Source organism: Streptomyces sp. NBC_00299, from assembly GCF_036173045.1.
In the GTDB taxonomy this organism is placed as follows: Bacteria; Actinomycetota; Actinomycetes; order Streptomycetales; family Streptomycetaceae; genus Streptomyces; species Streptomyces machairae.
The window spans coordinates 3838717-3858900 of the sequence record NZ_CP108039.1 but is presented as its reverse complement, the minus strand read 5'-3'; the positions used below and the strand labels follow the sequence as shown (position 1 = coordinate 3858900).

The following is a 20184-nucleotide window of genomic DNA, read 5'->3' as shown; positions in this document are numbered from 1 at the left end:
GCTTCAAAATAAAAATGGGGGAATGGCAAATGCGTGAGTCTCTACCGATAGAACGGCCCTCTCGATGGAGGGCGCAGGGACCCGATGTCATAGCGACATCACACGTCGTGGCACCACGGTTGTACGACCGTGCCGAGCAATTCGGCGTGCTGCACGAACTGTTGGCCGCTGCCCGTCGGGGCAGCACGCGGCTGGCAGTGGTATCGGGGCCCACGGGATTCGGCAAGTCCGAGCTGATGCACGCGTTTGCCGCCCAGGCCGTTGCCGCCGGCGCCTCATATCTGGCGGCAACGGCCTCCCGCACCGAGCAGAAGGTCCCGTTCGGTGTGCTCACCCAGCTCTTCGACGGTTCCGATCTGCCGCACGATCCGGTGGCCGAGCTGGTCCCGCCCGTGAATGACAACCTGTCCGAGTTGCTGTCGCGGGACCCCGCCTCGCCCATTGCGGGCAGGACCTTCCAGCGTGTCCACCGGGCCCTGCTGGAACTGGTCGAGCAGGAGTCGGCCGCCGGTCCGCTGGTGGTGGGTATCGACGACCTCCACTACGCCGACCACGCCTCGATGCAGAGCCTGTTCACCCTGGTGCGTCGGGTGCGCGCGGCGCGGCTGCTCGTCATCCTGACCGTGCCGGGCGACGGCCAGCTGCTCGATCTGCCGTTCCACGCCGACATCCCGCCGTCGCCGTACTCGGTGCCGGTGCGGCTGCCCGCACTCACGGCGCATGGCACCCGGGAGCTCCTGGAGCACGAGCTCGGCCGGGTGGCCGCGCAGCGCTGGGCGTCTGAGGTGCACGCGATCTGCGGCGGCAACCCGCAGTTCGCGCGGGGTCTGGTGGACGACAACCGTCTGCCGGTCGCTGACAACGGTGATTCGCTGACCCTCGGCGCGCAGTACAGCAAGGCGGTGCTGGCCTGCCTCCACCGCTGTGACTGCACCGGCCTCGAAGTGGCCCGGGCCATCGCGGTGCTCGGCGACGCCGTGAGCGAGCGGCTGCTCGGCCAGTTCCTCGGCCTGGACCGCAAGTCGACGGATCGGGCCCTGCGTGATCTGCACCAGCTCGGTCTTGTGCACGGCGTGCGGTTCCGCCACCAGGGCACCGGCACGATCCTGCTCGACGCGATGACGTACGAGGAACGCAGCGAGCAGCACCGCCGGGCGGCTGATCTGATGCTCCAGCACAACGTCCCGGCGCCCATCGTTGCCCGGCAACTGCTGGCCGCCGGTCACACGGTGCGCCAGCACGACGTCCCGGTCCTCCAGGAGGCGGCCGCGCACGCCTGGTCCGTGCGGGAGGCCCGGCTCGCGCTGGACCTTCTGGAGACGGCGGCCCGCAACGACCAGGACCGCCTCCAGGGGCTGAGGACGACGGTGATGCTCGCCGGCGTCGAGTTCCACGTCGACCCCGGCGCCGCCGCGCGACGGGTGCCGCTGCTGACCAGGGCCGTGCTCGACGGTGAGCTGACCGGGCCCCTGGCAGCCTCCGTGGGCATGCTCCAGTTGGTGCTGGGCGACAGCCGCAGTGCCATGGACACGCTGCGCAGGGGCGACGCGCTCCCGGGATGTGACAGTGCCACGTGGGGCGCCGCGGAGACGCTGCGGATGTGGTTGTCGGTTGTGTATCCCGAGTCCGCGCAGGCCATGGCAGAGTCCGGTGAGCGACAGCAGGGGAGCTGCGTGCTCAACATCCGCGGCAGAGAAGCCGTGGAACTGCTGAAGTCGGCGCTCACCGCCGGTCCTTCGCCCGAGGTGGTGGAGGACGCCAAGCGACTTCTGCGGGCGTCCAAGGTGGGCGTGGTCGCGATGCTGGATCTGGTGGTGGCCCTGCTCGTGGTCGCCGCGGGGGACGACACGGTGGCCGCCGACCGCTGGGCGAAGAGCTACCAGGCCGAGGCCGACAGCCACCCCTCGCGCATCTGGCGCGGGATGTACGCGGCCACGCGCGCGGAGATCGCACTGCGGCGCGGTGCCCTGGACGAGGCGAAACGGCACGCCGAAACGGCGCTGACCCTCGTGCCCGTGGAGCACTGGGGGATTGGCGCCGGGCGGCCGCTCGCGGTGCTCCTGCAGGTGTTCACGCTGACCGGGAGCTACGCACGTGCGGCGGAACTCACCCGTGTCACGTTGCCGGCCGCGATGTTCCGCTCGCCCCTCGGCATGAGCTATCTGACAGCGCGGGGACGGTACTTCCTCGCCATCAATCAGCCGGCCGCGGCACTCGAGGACTTCCTGACGGTCGGGCGGCGCGTCTCGGCCTGGAACTGCGACGAGCCCGCGCTGTTCCCGTGGCGCACCGACGCGGTACGGGCCTGCCTGCGCCTGGGGCGTGAGCGTCAGGCCCGGCAACTGGCCACCGAGCAACTGGAGCGGTGCGCGCCACACACCGGGCGCGAGCGCGCGACAGCCCTGTGGGCCGTGGCCCTGTGCGGTCCGGTGTACGAGCGCCTCAACCTGCTGGAGCAGGCGGTGGAGACGATGGCGGGACGCGAAGCGCCTATCGAACTGGCGTACGTGCTCGCCGATCAGGCCGACGCGCTGCGTGCCGTCGGGCAGGAGAGCAAGGCGAGGATGCTCGAGTGGCGCTCCGGGCAACTGCTCGACGCCGTCGGCGCGATCGCCGCCCCGACGTCCGGAGTCGAGCGGGGCGACCGCGAGACGACCGAACACGCCGCGGTCCCGCAGGCGTCGACGGAGGTGCTGACCAAAGCAGAGTTGAGGGTCGCGGCCCTGGCGGCGCGAGGCATGAGCAACCGGCAGATCGCTCGCCGCCTTTTCATCACGGTGAGCACGGTGGAGCAGCACCTCACGCGGGTCTACCGGAAGTTGAAGGTCAAGCGGCGGGACGACCTTCCTGGCGATCTGGTGGACGATGCGGTGGACGGGGTGAGCGCTGCCTGAGAAATAGGGGTCACGACCGGCATGAGCCGGGTTGTGATTAGGGGGTGCCGGCTCATAACGTGCAAGCGAATGGCATCTGGTAACTCGCTGGGATTCATGGCGAATTCGAGCGTGAAATCCGTTGGGTAGCGGCGAATTCCGCCCGTGATACTGCCCGTATTTTTCGACTCTTCATGACGAGGTTGCTGCACCATGAAATGGTCCGATGTTTATGTGGCCGGCACGGCGATGTGGCTCGGTCGCCGGGAGGACGTACGCGATGCCGTCGCCGACGGCCGGTACGACGAGGACGAGGCGATCTCCGACGACCTCGCCAGCGTCCGGGTCGCGGCCGAGGCCGACGTCCCGGTCGACATGGCCGTGACGGCCGCCCGCCGCGCGCTGGAGCGGTCCGCCACGGCGCCGGAGGAGGTGACCCTGCTGCTCCACTCGCACATCGGGCACCAGGGCGTCGACCAGTTCGCGCCGGCGTCGTACGTCCAGGGCAGGACGGTCGGTGGCAGCGCCGCCGCCATCGAGGTCCGCCAGGCGTCCAATGGCGGCATGGCCGCCTTGCACCTGGCCGCCTCCTACCTGTCCGCCTCGTCCGGGTCCGCCGCGGCGCTGCTGACCACGGCGGACAAGTTCAACGCCCCCGGCTGGAACCGCTTCCGCACGGACAACGGCATGATCCTGTCCGACGGCGCCACCGGCCTGGTGCTCTCCCGTGAGCCGGGAGTGGCCAGGCTGCTGTCCTCGGTGGTGATCGGCGACGCCACGCACGAGCAGGTCTACCGGGGCGACACCTGGACCCAGGCCCCGGGCGAGGACGGGTGGCCGGTCGACCTGCGCACCCGCAAGGAGCGGTACTTCGCCGCTGGAGCGGATCTGCTCGGGGTCATCGGCAGCATCACCAGGAACCAGGAGGAGTCCCTGCGTACGGCGCTGGACGAGGCCGGTGTGTCGGTCGACGACGTGGCGCGCTTCGTGTTCCCGGCCGTGGGGCGCGTCCTGCAGGACTGGGAGTCCCGCAAGGCCATGGGCATCGACGAGTCCCGCACGACGTGGCCCTGGGGTCGCACCGTCGGCCACCTGGGCGCCGGCGACCAGGCCGCCGGCCTCACCCACCTGCTCGAAACCGGCCAGGTGGGCCCCGGCGACAAGGTGGTGCTGTGTGGCGTCGGCAACGGATGGGCCTACTCCGCCGCAGTGCTGGAGATCCTGGAGCAGCCGAACTGGGCCGAGCAGGCGGAGGCGAGCGCATGACGCCGGAACACGACACGGTCCGTCGGTTCATCACCGAACGCTATCCGCAGGCCGACATCGCCGGCGGTGACGACATCTTCGCGCTCGGCTATGTGAACTCCCTGTTCGCTGTCGAGCTGGTCAGGTTCGTCGAGAAGACCTTCGGGATCACCGTCCCCGAGGACGCCATGCGGATGGACAACTTCCGCACCATCGACGCCATCGTGGAGCTGGTCCGGGGTGAGGCGGCGGTCGCGGACCGGTGACCTGCGGGCGCAGGCCGACCGGACCGCGTCGGCAACGGGCCCGGGCGGCGACGGAGGTACGTCGCCGCCCGCGATCCGGCGCTGGCGGTACCGGAGGAGTCACGCATCCGCTACGAGCACAACGGCAGCGCGGCGGGGCTGTCGTCGATCCCCAGGATCAGCCGCACGCACTCCTGCGGGCTGAGGCGGGCACCTTGCCGCCACACCTCGGACAGGCTCCTGAGATCGAGACGGTCGCGTACGGCCGCCTCGATCCGGTCCACGTCCGCGCGTTCGGCATCGGGCAGCGGCGCCTTCACCGACTTCCTTGCGGCTTCGGCGGCGGCGAGGAACTGTGCCGCGCCCTCGAAGTGGCCGGCCACGACGCGAGCCCCGGCCAGGCCCTCGAGGGCCAGGGCCACAGCCCGGGGGTCCCCGAGCCGGTGGGCCACCCGGTAGCCCTCCAGATGGAGCCGGGTCGATTCGGCCGGGTCACCGCGCAGTTCCGCGATGAAGCCCAGTTCGCCGAGGACGAGGGCGTCGCTGTGGTCAGGACTCCCGCCCGGCCCGCGTTCGCGCAGCCGCCACAACCGTTCTTCCGCCATGTCGAGTTCGCCCTGCCGGCGAGCCGAGAGCGCCAGGCCGATCTCCGCGTACCGCTCGCCGAGGTGGTCGCTCTGTTCCCGGGCCAGGCGTGCCGCCCGCTCGTGCAGTTCGTCCGCCTGGGCGTAGGCGCCTTCCAGCAGAGCGATCCGCCCCAGCCGGGACAGGCTGTGGGAGACCTCGCTCCACAGGCCAAGCTCCTCGGCGATGTGCAGCGCCTCTCGGTTCAGCCGGCCGGCCCGGACGTAGTCGCCGGAGATCTCGGCCAGCGACGCGAGGGTGTCGAGCGCCTGCAGCCGCCCCCAGCGGTCGCCGAGTTCCCGGAAGATCCGCTCGCTGATCTCGCCGTTGCGCTGCGCCGCTCGCCAGTCGCTGCGGAAGATGCCGTGCAGGCTGCGCGTGCTCAGCGCCACTGCCACCCCCCACTGGTCGCGCAGTTTGTTGAACCTGCGCAGGGCGCTGAGCACCAGTGCCTCACTGTCGTCGATGTTGCCCGTGCTCAGATGCGCGTATCCCAGAAACCACTCCGCGAACGCCAGGTTGTGCTCGTCCGGGAACTCCTTGAAGTTCCGCAGGACTTCGGCTGTGTGCTCCGGGCCGCCGGGCTCCGCGCCGACCAGCATGGTGAAGCCCGCCTGCCAGGCGGACGCCACGGCCGCCTCGGGGCTCGGTTCGGTCACCCGGGCCAGCGCCAGGCTGGTCCACCGGTGCGCCTCGTCGAGCCGGCCGCGGAGCAGCCAGTACCACGACAGGGCGTTGATCATGCGCAACGCGAGGACCGGCTCCTCGGCGCGCAGCGCACTCTCCAGCGCCGCCCGCGTGTTGGGCAGGTCGGCGTCCAGCCGGCGCAGCCACTCGTTCTGTCCGACGCCCCGCAGGTGCGGCAGGGCGCGTTCGCACAGGCCGGTGTAGTGGAGGTCCCGCAGCCGCTGTGTCTCCTCGAACTCGTCGGCATCCTCCAGCCGTTCGAGGCTGTAGGCGGTGACTGCCCCGAGCAGCCGGTAGCGGGTACCGGTGGAGGAGCGGACCGTGGCGACCAGCGAGCGGTTCACCAGCCGCGCCAGCAGCGAGAACACCTGCGGCTTGGCGATGTCGCCGAAGGCGGTGACCGTCTCGGCCGACTCGACCGTCCAGCCGCTCTTGAGCAGGGCGAGACGGCGCAGGACGGCCCGCTCGGGCTCGTCGAGCACCTGCCAGCTCCAGTCGATCACCGCCCGGAGGGTCTGCTGGCGCGGGGGCGCCCCGCGCGGCCCGTGGTCGAGCAGGGCGAAGCGGTCGTCCAGCCGGGCCAGCAGCTCGTGCGCGTCGAGGACTCGCAGACTGGTCGCGGCGATCTCAAGGGCCAGCGGAATGCCGTCGAGCTTGTGGCAGAGGGCGGTCACCGCCTGGACGTTGTCCCGGTTCAGGGTGAACCCGGCGACGGCGGCTTTCGCGCGCTCGACGAACAGCCGCACGGCACTGCTGTCTTGCAGCAGCTTCTCCGGTGTGCCCTCGTCGGTCTCGGGTAACTCCAGCGGAAGCACGGACCAAACGACTTCGCCCAGCAGCCCGAGGGGCTCACGGCTGGTGGCCAGCACCCGCAGCTTGGGGCTGAAGCGCAGCAACGTGTCCGCCAGTTCGGCGACGGGCTCGATCAGATGGTCGCAGTTGTCGAGGACGAGCAGCATGTCCTTGCCGCGCACGGCGGCGCCCAGCTTGGTCAGCACGTTGCTGGGGGTGTCCAGGGGCAGCCCGCCGACGCGACCGATGTTGTCGCGCAGGTCCAGCGTCGCGGCCACGGTCTCGGCGACCTCGCTGACCGACGGCCGGCCGCCCTGCGCGGTGCGACCACGCATCTCGGCCAGCTCCACCAGCCAGACGCCGTCGGGGTACTCCGCCGCCAACTGGTGGGCGACTTCCTGCGCCAGCCGCGTCTTGCCCACGCCTCCCGGGCCGGTGAGCGTGACGAGCCGGTCGGAAGCGATCAGCGACTTCACCGTCCGCGCCGCGGCGGCCCGACCGATCAACTCGGTGAGCGCCGACGGGATGTTGATACGTGGACGTGTGATCGAGGTGACGGGGGGCGCCGCGGGCTCCAGTTCCGGCGCGTTCGCCAGAATGGACTCGTGCAGCGCCGACACCTGGGCTCCCGGGTCGAGTCCGAACTCCTTGCCGAGACGGCTTCTGAGATCGGTGTAGCTCGCCAGGGCCGCGCTCTGCCGGCCGGTGCGGTACAGGGCCAGCATGTGAGCGGCCCGCAGGCGTTCCCGCATGGGGTGCCGGACCACCAGGTCATTGAGATCGCCCACCAGCAGACTGTGCTCACCGAGCAGCAGCCGCGCCTCCGCCCACTCCTCGATCGCGGTGAGACGTTTTTCCTCCAGACGCGTGATCGTGCCCTGCGCGAAGTCGTGCTCGCTGAAGTCCGCGAGAGCCGGACCCCGCCAGAGGGCGAGCGCTTCAGCCAGTCGGGAGGCCCGGTCCTGCGGATCCTTGCTTTCGTACGCTCTGTTGGTGATGTCCTGGAACTGAGTGACGTCGACCCGGTCCGGCTCCACATTGAGTCGGTATCCGGCCGGCGTGGAGACCAACAGTTGGCGTCCTCTCGGATCGAGACGGGCCAACTGACGCCGAAGGATGGATACTTTGGTCCTTAAAGCGGAAGCCGGGTTCGCGGGTACGTCTTCGCCCCACAGATACTCGATCAGTCGCGCTGTCGAGACCGGCTGGCCCTCGTTGATGAGCAGGATGGCCAACAGCATCCGAACTTTGGCTTCCGGAACGCGAACCGTCTCACCGTCTTCCCCCCAAGCCACAAGCGGCCCTAACAATCCGAAGAGCATGATCAGCACGTTACAGCACGCAGTCGAGCGAGCTCCATGCGTATTCGGAACTGTTCGGGTGTGCGCTGGGCAGGGCCGTGCCTTCGCGAATCCGAGACCGTATTGTCCGGCCCCGCCGCATTCGGAACAAACAAGACCTAGCTGACTATTGGGAGGAATCGAACGGGAATTGGTCCGCGAAAGCGGGTTTGAGATCGTCAACCCAGACGGCCGTGGGGTCGTACTTCGCGTAGAAGGGCTTTCCGACCAGTTCGGCGTTCCGGGCCTGGATCAGCCGCAACGCGAAGACCTGCTCTCCGAACAGCTCGACCACGCCGTCGACGCACACCTTTCCGGGGGTGGCGGACATCGACGGGCCGCGGACCGTCCGGGCGAGCCCGGAGACGTTCTGATAGGCGGTCCGGAAGATGTCGTAGGCCCTGGCCAGCGGAACGGCGAAATAATCCTGTGGCCCGGTGTCCCGCTCGACGAACATGTAATAGGGCACCATGCCCATGGCCGTCTGCGTACGCCACATGGATTCCCAGAGGGCAGGATCGTCGTTGATCGACCGGATGAGCGGCGCCTGGGTGCGTATGACGGCTCCGGTTTCCCGTATTCGACGCACTGCCTCGCTCACGACGGGGAGTTCGAGCTCCCGGGGGTGTGAGAAATGTGCCATGAAAGCGAGATTTCGCCCGGATGAAACGACGTCGGAGAAGAGCCGGAGTGTTTCGTCGGCGTCGTTGTCGGTGGTGAACTTGTAAGGCCAGTAGGCCAGGGACTTGGTACCGATCCGTATGGATTCGATCTGGTCCAGTTCGAGCAGCGGCTCGATATAGCGGCGCAGTACATGCGCCGTCATGATCATGGGGTCGCCGCCGGTGAACAGGACGCTGGTCACCCGGGGGTGCTTGAGCAGGTAGTCGCGCAGCCGGTCCACGTCCTCGCCGGCCATCTTGAGGTCCGGTTCGCCGATGAACTGCGCCCAGCGGAAGCAGTACGTGCAGTACGCGTGGCAGGTCTGGCCCTGCTTGGGGAAGAACAGCACGGTCTCGTCGTACTTGTGCTGCACGCCCGCGAGCTGCTCGTCGTCGTGCGAGGGGACGTTCAGCTGGAGCTGGCCCGCGGGATGCGGGTTGAGCCTGGCCCGCACCCGGTTGGCGGCACGGTTCTGCTCCGCGAGGGGGGCTTTGCGCCGCAGCAGGTCCGCGAGATGCGCCACCTCGTCCTCGGGAAGCATGTCCTCCTGCGGGAAGGTGAGGCGGTAGATCGGGTCGTCCGGTGCGGCGTTCCAGTCGATGAGTTCGTCGACGACGTAGTTGTTGGTGCGGAAGGGCAGCACGGTCGCGACCGCGCGCGCGGCCAGCCGTTCCCGCTCGGACAGTCCGGCCCGAGCGAGGAGTCCGTCCAGGTGCTTGCTGGTGTAGACCTGGAACTTCCGGCTGGGGACCCGCGTGGCCGTGGTGCCGTTGGCCAATGTCACTGGTACTCCTTGAAGTTGGGCGTGCTCCCCCGGTGGGGGCCGGGGTCAGCGGCAGAGCTGGGTGAAGCTCTCCTGGATGCGGGCGAGGGATTCCGCCACGTGCCGCAGGGTCAGCGGATCGTTCGCCTCCAGGGCCAGTTGCTGCTGCTCCGGGGTGTCCCCATAGAGCTGGCTGGTGGCGATCCGGAACCGCAGTGCCGCGGGATCGTCACCCAGGACGGCACCGGACAGGACGGCGATGCCGAACTCGTCGATGAGCTGCTGTTGCAGGGACGCGGAGTCGGTGATGCCGCGTCGCCGCAACGTCTCGGCCACGGGCTGCAGATCCGGATAGAGGTAGAAGCCCGCGGTCGGGCGACGGCACTGCACCCCTACACCCACCAGGCTGTCGTACACCGCCTGGGTGACCGTGCCGTGCAGCCGGGCGCTGGCCGCCAGACGCAGCACAACCTCCGGCGGCTCCGCGAACGCGTATGCGGCGACCTCCTGCATGGGGCCGGGCAACGAGGACCAGATCTCGCTGGCGAGCGCCGTGACGTGCTCCCGGATCCGTTCCCCTTCCGGGCTCGTCGCGAAGCGCGCCGTGCCGATGCGCCAGCCGCCGAGCGCGAGGTTCTTGCTCAGCCCGGTGACCACGGTGGTGCGTTCGGGCGCCACCTCGGCGGGGCTGAGGACGACCGTTGCGGGATCGAAGACCAGATCCCGGTAGATCTCGTCGGAGACGATGTGGAGGTCCTCCTCCCGGGCGATGGCGGCGATCCGGGTGATCACTTCCGGGGGAGCCACCGTCCCGGTCGGGTTGTCCGGCAGGGTGAGCACCACGATGCGGGGATCGCGGCCGGCCGCGCGGGCCTCACGGATCGTGCGCAGGAGTGCCTCGGGTTCGGGTACGCCGCCGCAGTCGTCGGGGATGGGCACCTCGTGGACCGTCTTGCCCGCGAGCCGGGCCTGGGGAGCGTAGGTGTTCCAGGCCGGCCTGGGCAGCACGACGTCACCCGGGATCGCGAGTTGCAGGGCGAGGAGCAGCGGTTTGCTGCCCGGGGCCACCACGATCTGCTCGGGATCGGTGGGCAGGTTCCGGCGGTCGAAGTAGCCGGCCACCGCGGCCCGGGTGGCGGCGTCGCCGGCGACCGGACCGTAGGAGATGCGATGGGCCCCCGCGGCCAGCCGCTGGGCCAGCGGCGGGAACACGGGAAGGCGTGCTTCGCCGAAACCGAGATGGACGATCGACTCGCCCTTCGCGCGTCGCCGGGCGACGAGTTGGTCCAGTGCGAGGTTGGGCGCAATGCCGTGGCTGGTCATGCCGGCTGTCCTTCCAGCGGGGCGGTCTCGTCGTCACGTTCGGTGAAGCGTTCGAGGAGTGCCTTGCGGTCGACCTTGCCGTTGGCGGTGACCGGCAGCTTGTCCAGGACGTGGATCTCCTGCGGGATCATGTACTCCGGCAGCTCCTCCGCACAGTGCGCCCGCAGTTGGGCCTTGTCGAAGGCGCGGGAGGCGGAGTCCATCGTCACGCAGGCGCTGAGGACCGGCTCGCCCTCGGGGGTCTCCCGCAGCAGCACGGCCGCCGCGGCGAGGTGCGGGAACTCGAGCAGCTTGCGCTCGATCTCGCCCAGCTCCACCCGGTTGCCCTGGATCTTCACCTGCAGATCCGCCCGGCCCGCGAAGTACAGCTCGCCGTGCGCACCGCGCCGGGCCAGATCGCCGGTACGGAAGACGAGTTGCCCGGAGCGGGGGCTCAGGGGGTCGCGCACCAGCGCCCGGTCAGTGGCCTCCTGGTCGCCCCAGTAGCCGAGGAACAGCGAGGGGCTGCGCAGATGGATCTCGCCCATGCCCCCCTCCTCCAGCACCGGCTCGCCGTCCTCCCCGATGAGGACCATCTCCGCGCCGGGATGGGCAAAGCCGATCGACATCAGCTCGGTCTCTTCGGGCAGCGGTCGGGGTACGTCGGTGAACGAGGCCGCGATCGACTCCGTGGAGCCGTAACAGTTGACGATCCGGGCCTGGGGGAGCAGCTCCTGCAGGTGCCGCAGCTCGGGCAGCGGGAACGCCTCGCCGGAGTACAGCACGCCCTTGACGGGCAGTTCGGCCAGCAGCTCGGGCTCGTGTCGCAGGACCGTACGCCAGACCGACGGCGCGCCGTTGACGTGGGTGACGCGCGCGTCGCGCAGGAAGCGCACGAACCGGCGCGGCCAGTGCAGCCGGTCGCGCGGCACCGGAACGACGGTCGCACCGCTGCCGAGGGCGAGACCGATGTCGAGCAGGGAGAAGTCGAACGACAGCGGTGCGGTGCTCGCGACGCGCGAGTCGGCCTCGACGATTCCGTGGTAGAGCATGCCGCGGAAGAAGGACGTGACGCCGCGGTGGCTCATCACCACACCCTTCGGGCGTCCCGTCGTGCCCGAGGTGAAGATGATGTACGCGGGGTCGCCGCTCACGGCCTCCCGCCGGACTCGGGGGCGCGGCACGGGTCGGCGGTGCCACTCCAGGGTGCCGGGGCCGAAGACACCGGTGCCGACGGACTCCGGCAGGTCCTCCCGGTCTCCCTCCGCGGCCCTGAGGTGCAGCACGGGCACGGCGGCCTCGATGATCGCCTCCAGCCGCTTCCGCGGTGTCTGGGGGCTGACCGGGACGAAGACCAGGCCGAGCGAGGAACAGGCGATGATCATCGCGATGGCCGAAGCGGAGTTGTCCGACTCGACGATCACCCGATCGCCCATCGCCAGCCCCAGGGTGTTCAACTCCGCGGCGTAGCCGAAGACCTGCTGTTCCAGGTCCCGGTAGGTCACGGTCCTCAGCTCGCCCGTCGGGCAGGCCTCGACCACCGCCGGCCGGTCCGGTGACGTAGCCGCCGCCGCGAGCAGGAATTCATGCAGTAACTCACGCGGGTATGTCGAATGGGCGGGCTTATGTGAATTCGATGCCATGAAATTCGTCCTGTAAGTCGAGGGCGTGCTCCTGGGATGGCTTCGGGAATTTTTCTATCACGGGGCGGCATCATTTCCGGCGGCTCGGCCCGAAGTTAGGGGTCGGAGGGGAAGCCGGTGCCGGGCACCTGTGGCCGTGCAACCCCTATAGGGGCTTCGCCCATATCCGCCTCTGTGCGGGAATTGGCGGGCCCGGTGCTCATATCGCGGCGGCGATCGCCGAGGCCACGGCGGCCGTGTGCCGGTCGAGGTAGAAGTGCCCGCCCTGGAAGACCTGGACGTCCGCGCCCTTGGTCGTGTGCCCCTCCCAGGCGGCGGCGTCGGACACCGCAGTGACCGGATCGGCGTCCCCGACGAACACCGTCACGGGACAGGTCACGCGCGTTCCCGGGGCGGCCCGGTAGGTCTCCACCGCGCGGTAGTCGGCCCGTACGACGGGCAGGACGAGGGCGCGCAGATCGGCGTCGGCCAGCACCGCGGTGTCGGTGCCGCCGAGGCGCCCGAGCTCCGTGAGCAGCCCCGCGTCGTCCAGCAGATGGACTCGCTCCTCGCGCACCACGGACGGGGCGCGCCGCGCCGACGTGAACAGCCGCGCGGGTCCTTGTGCGGTCAACTGCTCGAAACGCCGCGCGACTTCGAAGGCGACAACAGCGCCGAGGCTGTGCCCGAAGAAGGCGAACGGCCCGGCCAACTCGGGGCGCAGGGCCTCGAAGGCGGCTTCGGCGAGGGCCGGCACGCTCTCCAGAAGGGGCTCGTGCCGTCTGTCCTGCCGGCCGGGATACTGCACGGCCAGCGTCCGAACTCCGGGGGCGACGGCCTGTGCCAGAGGGCGGAAGTACGCCGCCGACCCTCCGGCGTGCGGAAAGCAGACCAGCAGCGGCGCGCCTTCGTCCGCCGCGGCGAAATCACGTGTCCAGGGACTCTGGTTGTCTTCGGGTACCGGCATCGGTCGACCTCGTTCGCTGGACCCCGCGCGGAGGCATGCCCCGGCCGGGTGACGACTGGGAAGTGGCGGGTTCATGGCCGGTCGGGGGATGCCCGGCCATGAACCCGCGTCCGCGGTCCGGCCTCCGCCCGGCCTCCTCTTGCGGGGAGACGTCACAGGGAACGGCGGGCCGGCGGAGAGGCGTGCGACGCCTGCGGAAAGCGGCGCTCTTCGCTCACCGTACGGCGAAGGTAGAGCCGAGATACTCGCCGCGACAACCCCTATGTTTCACCACTCGGATTGGGCCGCGTTCCCGGTGTCCGAGTGGCCCGACGGTTCGGAAGGAATAGGGGTAGCGGGCGCGGATCTGGGGTTGGAGATAGGGGGAAAGCGTCATTAGCGTTCCTGACGTCGCGCGCCAATCGAAAGCCGCCTGTCGCCGAAAAGAGGAATGAGTGATGACCCCCGTACTGCCCGATGGTGACGCGACCCCCGCAACGTTTCTGACCGGTCTGCGCAGTGGACGCCTCGACTGGCACCGGTGGCGGGACTTCCCACGGCAGAGTCCCGCGGAGGAGGAACGCGGCGACCGGCTCATTGCCGACGCCGAGACGTACTTCGCGCAGCGCGTCGACGCCGCGGAGGTGGACGACACCCGTGAACTGCCCGCCGGACTCCTCGGCGAACTGCAGGACCGTGGCTACTTCCGGCTCGGCGTCGGCCCCGAACTCAACGGCCTCGGTCTCTCGCCGTACAACACCTTCCGCCTCATCAGCCACCTATGCGCACACTCCGTGCCCGTCGGGCAGATCGTGGCCATCCAGAACGGCGTAGGTGCGGCCGCCATGCTGCCCGCCCTGCCCCCCGGCCCGCTGCGCGACTTCGTCAGCCGACGACTTGCCGAGGGCACCGTCTCCGGCTTCGGCGACACCGACCGCTCCGGGCAGAACAACGCCCTGCCGACGCTCACCGCGACACCGGTCGACGGGGGCTATCTGCTGCGGGGCGAGAAGCTCTTCACGGGCAACGGGCCCGTGGCCGACCTGATCGGCGTCTCCGCCACGGTCCTCGGCGACGGCGGCCCCAAGGTCGGGGCCTGCTTCATCGACACCGACTCCCCGGGCTTTCGCGTCGACACCCGCCTGGAGTTCATGGGGAGCCGAGGCCTGCCCAACGGCTCGCTGCGCTTCGACGACGTCTACGTTCCCGCCGAGCACGTACTCCTCGACCCCGACCGGGACCAACTCCCCTACCGAGTCGGTCTGGTGGCCTTGCTCGGCCGTATCCACTTCACCGGAGCCCCCGCCCTCGCGATCGCCAAGCGTTGCCTGGGCTGGACACGGGAGTTCGTGGCCCGGCGGGTCATCGACGGTCGCGGCCTCGGTGAGTACGACGAGATCCAGCGGATCGTCACCGCGACCCTCGCCGAGGTCTATGCCATGGAGTCGGCCGTTCGCTGGAGCCTGCTCGACAGCGGGCTGACGGACCGTTGGTTCGAACGGTTTGCCACCAAGAACCTTCTGGTGCGCGGCGCCTGGCGGATCGTCGACCGGACCATGTCGCTCTACGGCGGCGAGGGCTTCGAGACCGTCGCCAGCAAGGTTCGCAGAGGCGCCGTCCCCGTACCTCTGGAAGGGGCCTTCCGCGACGCGCGCGGACTGCGCATCGCCGGCAATGTCGACTTCCAGCTCGACAACCAGCTGGGCCGGCTCCTGCTGGCCGAGCACTACGCCGTGACCGAGACGGGTGCTGAGGCCGCCGACGAGGCCGGTTCCGAGACCGACGGCGTCGATGCGGACGAGGCCGGGGGCCTGTCGCCGGCCAACCGGGCGCACCTGTCCGCCGTGCGCAGGCATCTCCGTGACGTTCGGCGGATCGCCGTCGAGCTGACCCGCACCCATCCCGATCCCGAGCAGCTGTACGCCAAGGAGCGCACCGTGGTGCTGCTCGGCCGCATCGCAGGCGAACTCTTCAACGTCACAGCCGTCCTGGCCCGGGCAGGCGCGGACGGGACACCGGACGGTGACCCGTTCTGGGACCCCCAGGAACTCGCCGACGTGTACTGCGTCGAGGCCCGCCACCGGCTCACCGGGCTGCTCGCACGGCTGGAGCCGACCACAGCACCCGACCACGCCAAGATCAGCCGCCGCTGGCTGGACGGCGGCGGCGCCGACCGGCTCGTCCGCCACTGAGCGGTGGCGCCACCTGATCCCGAAAGGCTCTGATGACCAGCGACCAGGAACTCCCCGCCGTACTGGGCGGCTTCGACCTCGCGGACCAGTCACGGTTCGCCGCCGGCGTGCCGTACGAGCTCTTCGCACGGCTGCGCCGGGAAGCGCCGGTGCTCTTCCACCCGGGCGGGCGAACCGCGGACGGTGACGGATTCTGGGTGCTCACCCGGCACGCCGACATCGTGGCCGCCGCGGCCTCCGAGGACTTCTCCGCCCAAGGCGGCGGCGACCGGGTCGGGGGCGGCTCGCACCTGGAGGACCTGCCCATGGGCGTGCACGCCGGTGTGCTGTTCGCCATGATGGACAACCCCCGGCACGAGCTGATCCGGCGGCTGCTGCGGCCCGCCGTCACCGGCGAGGTCGCCCAAGGGCTGGCCGAACCGATGCGCGGGATCGCCGCAGAGCTGCTCGGCGCCACCCTCGACCGGGGCGGCCGGGCCGACTTCATGAAGGACCTCAGTGAGCTCTACGCCCTGCGTGCCATTGCCCTGCTGCTGGGCGCTCCCCGCGCGGACTGGGACCGGCTGACGGACTGGGGGCGCGTCAACCTCGGCTTCGTGAACCGGCGGACCGGCACGGTCGACGCCGGCTCCACCGAGGTCTTCCACGCCATGTCCGCGTACTTCACCGAGTTGCTGGACCGCAAGCGCCAGGAACCCGCAGAGGATCTCGCCTCGGTCCTCGCGCGCGGAGCCATCGCTCAGGAGCACGGCGAGCCGCCGCTCACCACACGGGAACGCGACGCCAACGCCGTACTCCTGCTGATCACCGGGTTCGAGCAGCCCCGCAACACCATCGCCAGCGGTGTCCTCGCCCTCGCCCAGCATCCCGAGCAGTGGCAGGCGCTGCGCAAGGACCGTTCCCTGCTCCCGCAGGCCATCGAGGAAATCCTGCGCTGGGCGCCCCCCAACCCCTACAACCGGCGCACCGCCACCCGTGACGTCGAACTCCACGGCCGGCTCATCAGGGCCGGGGACAAGGTCACCTTCTGGTGGCCGTCCGCCAACCGGGACGAGGAGGTCTTCGACAACCCCGAGACCTTCGACATCGGCCGGACCCGCAATCCCCACCTGTCCTTCGGAACGGGCACCCACTTCTGCCTGGGCGAGCAGGTGGCCCGCCTGGAGATCGGGCTCTTCCTGGAGGCCCTGCTGGACCGGGTGGCGGAAGTCCGGCTCACCGGGCCGGTCGTGTACGCCCCCAACAACAAGCACACCGTGATCCTCGACATGCCGGTCGAACTGGTCCCGGCAGTCGAGGCCCGCTGACGACCATCGCACACCGGCAATGAACCAGACGGGACAACCGACATGACCGAGACCGTGCAGCCCGTGCCCACCGACGACCTCCCCGAGGTCCTGCCGTACGACCCGTTCGACGCCGACTTCCACTCCGACCCGTACCCCACCTACGAGAAACTGCGGGCGGAAAGCGGCTCCGTGATCCGCACCGCCGCCGGCGTCGCCGTACTCGGCTACCACGACGTCCAGCAAGTGCTGCGCAATCCCAAGCTGGGCCGGGGCGAGGGCGCCGGCTACCAGGACACGCTGATACCCACCCCGGCGGGGCTACAGCCCGCCGTGATGTTCATGGACCCGCCGGACCACACCCGGATACGGGCCCTGGTCACCAAGGCCTTCACCCCGCGCGCCATCGAGCGGTTGCGGCGTCCCGCCGAGGAACTCGCGGCCAAGCTGGTGGCCGAGGCGGCACAGGACACCGCCGCCCACGGCACGGTGGACCTCACCGCCAAGCTGTTCCGGCCGCTCGGCGCCGGCGTCCTGAACATCCTGGTCGGCGTGCCGGAGAAGTACCTCGCCCAGTGCATCGAGTACGCCAACGACGCCGGCCGCGGCCTTGACCCCGCCTACACGCTCAGCCCCGACGCACTCCAGAACCGGCTCAAGGCGCGCGACGGTTACGTCGCCATCGCCCAGGAACTGATCGCCGAACGCCGGGCACGGCCGGTGGACGATCTGATGAGCGAGCTGGTCCTCGTCGAACAGGACGGTGAGCGGCTCAACGAGATCGAACTGCTCACCACCGTCGCGAACATCTTCCTCGCCGGCTTCAGCGCGCCCCAGGCCGCGATGGGCCTCGCCGCGCTGTCCCTGCTCAACCACCCCGACCAGTGGGAGTGGTACCGGGAGCACCCCGAGGAGGCCGCCGGATCCGTCGAGGAGCTGATGCGGTTCGACACCTCCGTCCAGCTGATCAACCGGACCGCCTTGCAGGACACCGAGGTCGGCGGCGTGCCGGTCAAGGCCGATCAGGAGGTCTTCATGCTGCTGGGCGCCGCCAACCGCGACCCCGGCGTGTACGAGGACCCCGCCCGCCTCGACCTGACCCGCCGCGGCGCCCGGCAGGTCGGGTTCGGGCACGGCATCCACTTCTGCGTGGCCGCGCCCATCGCCAAGCTGATCACCGAGGTCGCCCTCAACGCCCTGGTCGCCTACGACGTCGAGCTGCGGAACCCGACACCGCCGACCAACGGAGCCCTGGCCATCCGCAGCCTGGCCGAGCTTCCGGTGGCCGTCAGGCCGCGCCACTAGACCTGGGGCCGTCACCGGTCCAGGAACCCCCGCGGGAACACAGGAACCCCCTCAGGGAAGACCAAGTAAGAAGGAGTGCAGGACGTGAGCAGTGACATCACCGCGCTGGTGAAGAAGTACATCGAGACGTGGAACATCCTGGACGCGGACCAGCGCCGCGCCGCGATCGACGCGTTGTTCACCGAGGACGTCGAGTACGTGGACAACAACGTGCAGATCGAGGGGCGCGCTGCTCTCGACGACTACATCGCGCAGACGCAGAAGGAGCTCGCCGGCGCGGTCTTCTCGCTCGCCGGCGAGGTGAGCAGCCACCACGACCTGGCGCGGTTCACCTGGCACGTCGGTCCGGCCGACGGCCAGCCGATCGCCATCGGCTACGACTTCGCCGCCGTGGAGAACGGGCAGGTGCGGCGCCTGTACGGGTTCTTCTCGTAAGAACTGGCCAGGAAGCTCTGAAGAGGACCGCCGGGCCCACGCCCGGCGGTCCTCTTGTCGTTCAGTCGTCGCTCTGTGTCAGTCCTTGATCTCGCAGATGGCTGCGCCGGAGGTGAGGGAGGTGCCGACGACGGCGGACAGGTCCTTGATGGTGCCGGACTTGTGGGCGTTGAGCGGTTGTTCCATCTTCATCGCTTCGAGTACGACGATGAGGTCGCCTTCCTTGACCTCCTGGCCTTCCTCGACGGCGACCTTGACGATGGTGCCCTGCATCGGGGAGGCGAGGGTGTCGCCGGAGGCGGCGGGGCCGGACTTCTTGGCCGCGCGGCGCTTGGGCTTGGCGCCGGCGGCCAGGCCGGTGCGGGCCAGGCTCATGCCGAGCGAGGACGGGAGGGAGACCTCCAGGCGCTTGCCGCCGACCTCCACCACGACCGTCTCGCGGCCGGCTTCCTCGTCCGCCTCCGCGTCGGCGGGGGTGGCGAAGGGCTTGATCTCGTTGACGAACTCGGTCTCGATCCAGCGGGTGTGGACCGTGAACGGGCCCTCCTGACCATGGACTTCGGGCGCGAAGGCCGGGTCCTTGACGACCGCGCGGTGGAACGGGATCGCGGTGGCCATGCCCTCGACCTGGAACTCGGCGAGGGCGCGGGCGGCGCGCTGGAGCGCCTGCTGACGGGTGGCGCCCGTGACGATCAGCTTGGCGAGCAGGGAGTCCCACGCCGGGCCGATCACGCTGCCCGACTCGACGCCGGCGTCCAGGCGGACGCCGGGGCCGGTCGGCGGGGCGAACGTGGTGACCGTGCCCGGCGCCGGGAGGAAGCCCCTGCCGGGATCCTCGCCGTTGATGCGGAACTCCAGCGAATGGCCACGGATGACGGGGTCGTCGTAGCCGAGTTCCTCGCCGTCGGCGATGCGGAACATCTCACGCACGAGGTCGATGCCGGTGACCTCCTCGGTGACCGGGTGCTCGACCTGGAGGCGGGTGTTGACCTCCAGGAACGAAATCGTGCCGTCGGCCCCGACCAGGAACTCCACGGTGCCGGCACCGACATACCCCGCCTCGCGAAGGATCGCCTTCGACGCCCCGTACAACTGGGCGATCTGCGCCTCGGAGAGGAACGGGGCGGGAGCCTCCTCCACCAGCTTTTGGTGGCGGCGCTGCAGCGAGCAGTCACGCGTGGACACGACCACGACGTTGCCGTGAGTGTCGGCCAGGCACTGGGTCTCAACGTGCCGGGGCTTGTCGAGGTACCGCTCCACGAAGCACTCCCCGCGCCCGAACGCCGCCACCGCCTCACGGACCGCGGAGTCGTAGAGCTCGGGCACTTCCTCCAGCGTGCGGGCGACCTTCAGGCCGCGTCCGCCGCCGCCGAAGGCGGCCTTGATCGCGATCGGCAGGCCGTGTTCCTCGGCGAAGGCGACGACCTCGTCGGCGCCGGAGACCGGGTCGGGGGTGCCCGCGACGAGCGGGGCGCCGGCGCGCTGGGCGATGTGCCGGGCGGCGACCTTGTCACCGAGGTCGCGGATGGCCTGCGGCGGCGGGCCGATCCAGATCAGGCCGGCGTCCAGGACGGCCTGGGCGAACTCGGCGTTCTCCGACAGGAAACCGTAGCCCGGGTGGATGGCGTCCGCGCCGGACTCGCGTGCCGCGTTGAGGACTTTCTCGATGTCCAGATAGCTGCTTGCCGGGGTGTCACCGCCCAGGGCGAACGCCTCATCCGCAGCGCGGACATGCAGAGCGTCGCGGTCCGGATCCGCGTATACGGCCACGCTCGCGATCCCGGCATCCCGGCAGGCCCGGGCCACGCGGACAGCGATTTCGCCACGGTTGGCGATGAGCACCTTGCGCACCTTGCTCCTCCGC

Annotated in this window: 13 protein-coding genes; 7 read left to right on the top strand and 6 right to left on the bottom strand. The window is 69.9% G+C overall.

Features of this window, described 5'->3' with window-relative positions; genetic code table 11:
* The first annotated feature begins 107 nt into the window (after nt 1-107).
* The 3 genes from OHT51_RS16695 to OHT51_RS16685 all read left to right on the top strand — a co-directional run bounded on the left by OHT51_RS16695 (nt 108) and on the right by OHT51_RS16685 (nt 4384).
* A complete protein-coding gene (locus tag OHT51_RS16695) occupies nt 108-2894 on the top strand; it encodes a helix-turn-helix transcriptional regulator (protein WP_328879745.1) in 2787 nt (928 codons plus the stop codon).
* A gap of 192 nt (nt 2895-3086) precedes the next feature.
* Complete coding sequence (locus OHT51_RS16690; protein WP_328879744.1) at nt 3087-4139, top strand: ketoacyl-ACP synthase III family protein; 1053 nt, start codon at nt 3087-3089, stop codon at nt 4137-4139.
* Nucleotides 4136-4384, top strand: a complete 249-nt coding sequence (locus tag OHT51_RS16685) for an acyl carrier protein (protein ID WP_328879743.1) — start codon at nt 4136-4138, stop codon at nt 4382-4384. Before OHT51_RS16690 ends, OHT51_RS16685 begins: the two co-directional genes overlap by 4 nt.
* 110 nt (nt 4385-4494) lie before the next feature.
* Here OHT51_RS16685 and OHT51_RS16680 read toward each other — a convergent pair whose 3' ends face one another.
* The 5 genes from OHT51_RS16680 to OHT51_RS16660 all read right to left on the bottom strand — a co-directional run bounded on the left by OHT51_RS16680 (nt 4495) and on the right by OHT51_RS16660 (nt 13123).
* Nucleotides 4495-7788, bottom strand: a complete 3294-nt coding sequence (locus OHT51_RS16680) for a BTAD domain-containing putative transcriptional regulator (protein ID WP_328879742.1) — start codon at nt 7786-7788, stop codon at nt 4495-4497.
* A gap of 145 nt (nt 7789-7933) precedes the next feature.
* On the bottom strand, nt 7934-9253 hold the full coding sequence (locus OHT51_RS16675) for a KamA family radical SAM protein (RefSeq protein ID WP_328879741.1): 1320 nt from the start codon (nt 9251-9253) through the stop codon (nt 7934-7936).
* Between the two features lie 45 nt (nt 9254-9298).
* Nucleotides 9299-10555, bottom strand: a complete 1257-nt coding sequence (locus tag OHT51_RS16670; protein WP_328879740.1) for a pyridoxal phosphate-dependent aminotransferase — start codon at nt 10553-10555, stop codon at nt 9299-9301.
* Nucleotides 10552-12177, bottom strand: coding sequence for an AMP-binding protein (locus OHT51_RS16665; protein ID WP_328879739.1), 1626 nt, complete (start codon nt 12175-12177; stop codon nt 10552-10554). The genes OHT51_RS16670 and OHT51_RS16665 overlap by 4 nt, the downstream gene beginning before the upstream one ends.
* Before the next feature lie 199 nt (nt 12178-12376).
* Complete coding sequence (locus tag OHT51_RS16660) at nt 12377-13123, bottom strand: thioesterase II family protein (RefSeq protein ID WP_328879738.1); 747 nt, start codon at nt 13121-13123, stop codon at nt 12377-12379.
* Nucleotides 13124-13560: 437 nt separating this feature from the next.
* On the opposite strand from OHT51_RS16660, the gene OHT51_RS16655 reads away from it, so the two are divergent.
* The 4 genes from OHT51_RS16655 (at nt 13561) to OHT51_RS16640 (ending at nt 18320) form a co-directional block, all read left to right on the top strand.
* Nucleotides 13561-15294 (top strand): acyl-CoA dehydrogenase family protein, encoded by a 1734-nt coding sequence (locus tag OHT51_RS16655; RefSeq protein ID WP_328879737.1) that lies wholly within the window; start codon nt 13561-13563, stop codon nt 15292-15294.
* Nucleotides 15295-15326: 32 nt separating this feature from the next.
* Nucleotides 15327-16601 (top strand): cytochrome P450, encoded by a 1275-nt coding sequence (locus tag OHT51_RS16650; RefSeq protein ID WP_328879736.1) that lies wholly within the window; start codon nt 15327-15329, stop codon nt 16599-16601.
* A 42-nt stretch (nt 16602-16643) separates the two neighbouring features.
* Complete coding sequence (locus OHT51_RS16645; RefSeq protein ID WP_328879735.1) at nt 16644-17885, top strand: cytochrome P450; 1242 nt, start codon at nt 16644-16646, stop codon at nt 17883-17885.
* An 84-nt stretch (nt 17886-17969) separates the two neighbouring features.
* On the top strand, nt 17970-18320 hold the full coding sequence (locus OHT51_RS16640) for a nuclear transport factor 2 family protein (protein ID WP_328879734.1): 351 nt from the start codon (nt 17970-17972) through the stop codon (nt 18318-18320).
* 78 nt (nt 18321-18398) lie between these two features.
* Here the strand turns inward: OHT51_RS16640 and OHT51_RS16635 are convergent, their stop codons facing one another.
* Nucleotides 18399-20171 (bottom strand): acetyl/propionyl/methylcrotonyl-CoA carboxylase subunit alpha, encoded by a 1773-nt coding sequence (locus tag OHT51_RS16635; RefSeq protein ID WP_328884344.1) that lies wholly within the window; start codon nt 20169-20171, stop codon nt 18399-18401.
* Between the last annotated feature and the right edge of the window lie 13 nt (nt 20172-20184).

Excerpts from the sequence above, each read along its gene's own strand:
- OHT51_RS16690 (WP_328879744.1), top strand. The coding sequence starts at position 3,087 with ATGAAATGGTCCGATGTTTATGTGGCCGGCACGGCGATGTGGCTCGGT.
- OHT51_RS16685 (WP_328879743.1), top strand. The coding sequence starts at position 4,136 with ATGACGCCGGAACACGACACGGTCCGTCGGTTCATCACCGAACGCTAT.
- OHT51_RS16680 (WP_328879742.1), bottom strand. The coding sequence starts at position 7,788 with ATGCTCTTCGGATTGTTAGGGCCGCTTGTGGCTTGGGGGGAAGACGGT.
- OHT51_RS16670 (WP_328879740.1), bottom strand. The coding sequence starts at position 10,555 with ATGACCAGCCACGGCATTGCGCCCAACCTCGCACTGGACCAACTCGTC.
- OHT51_RS16665 (WP_328879739.1), bottom strand. The coding sequence starts at position 12,177 with ATGGCATCGAATTCACATAAGCCCGCCCATTCGACATACCCGCGTGAG.
- OHT51_RS16660 (WP_328879738.1), bottom strand. The coding sequence starts at position 13,123 with ATGCCGGTACCCGAAGACAACCAGAGTCCCTGGACACGTGATTTCGCC.
- OHT51_RS16655 (WP_328879737.1), top strand. The coding sequence starts at position 13,561 with ATGACCCCCGTACTGCCCGATGGTGACGCGACCCCCGCAACGTTTCTG.
- OHT51_RS16650 (WP_328879736.1), top strand. The coding sequence starts at position 15,327 with ATGACCAGCGACCAGGAACTCCCCGCCGTACTGGGCGGCTTCGACCTC.
- OHT51_RS16645 (WP_328879735.1), top strand. The coding sequence starts at position 16,644 with ATGACCGAGACCGTGCAGCCCGTGCCCACCGACGACCTCCCCGAGGTC.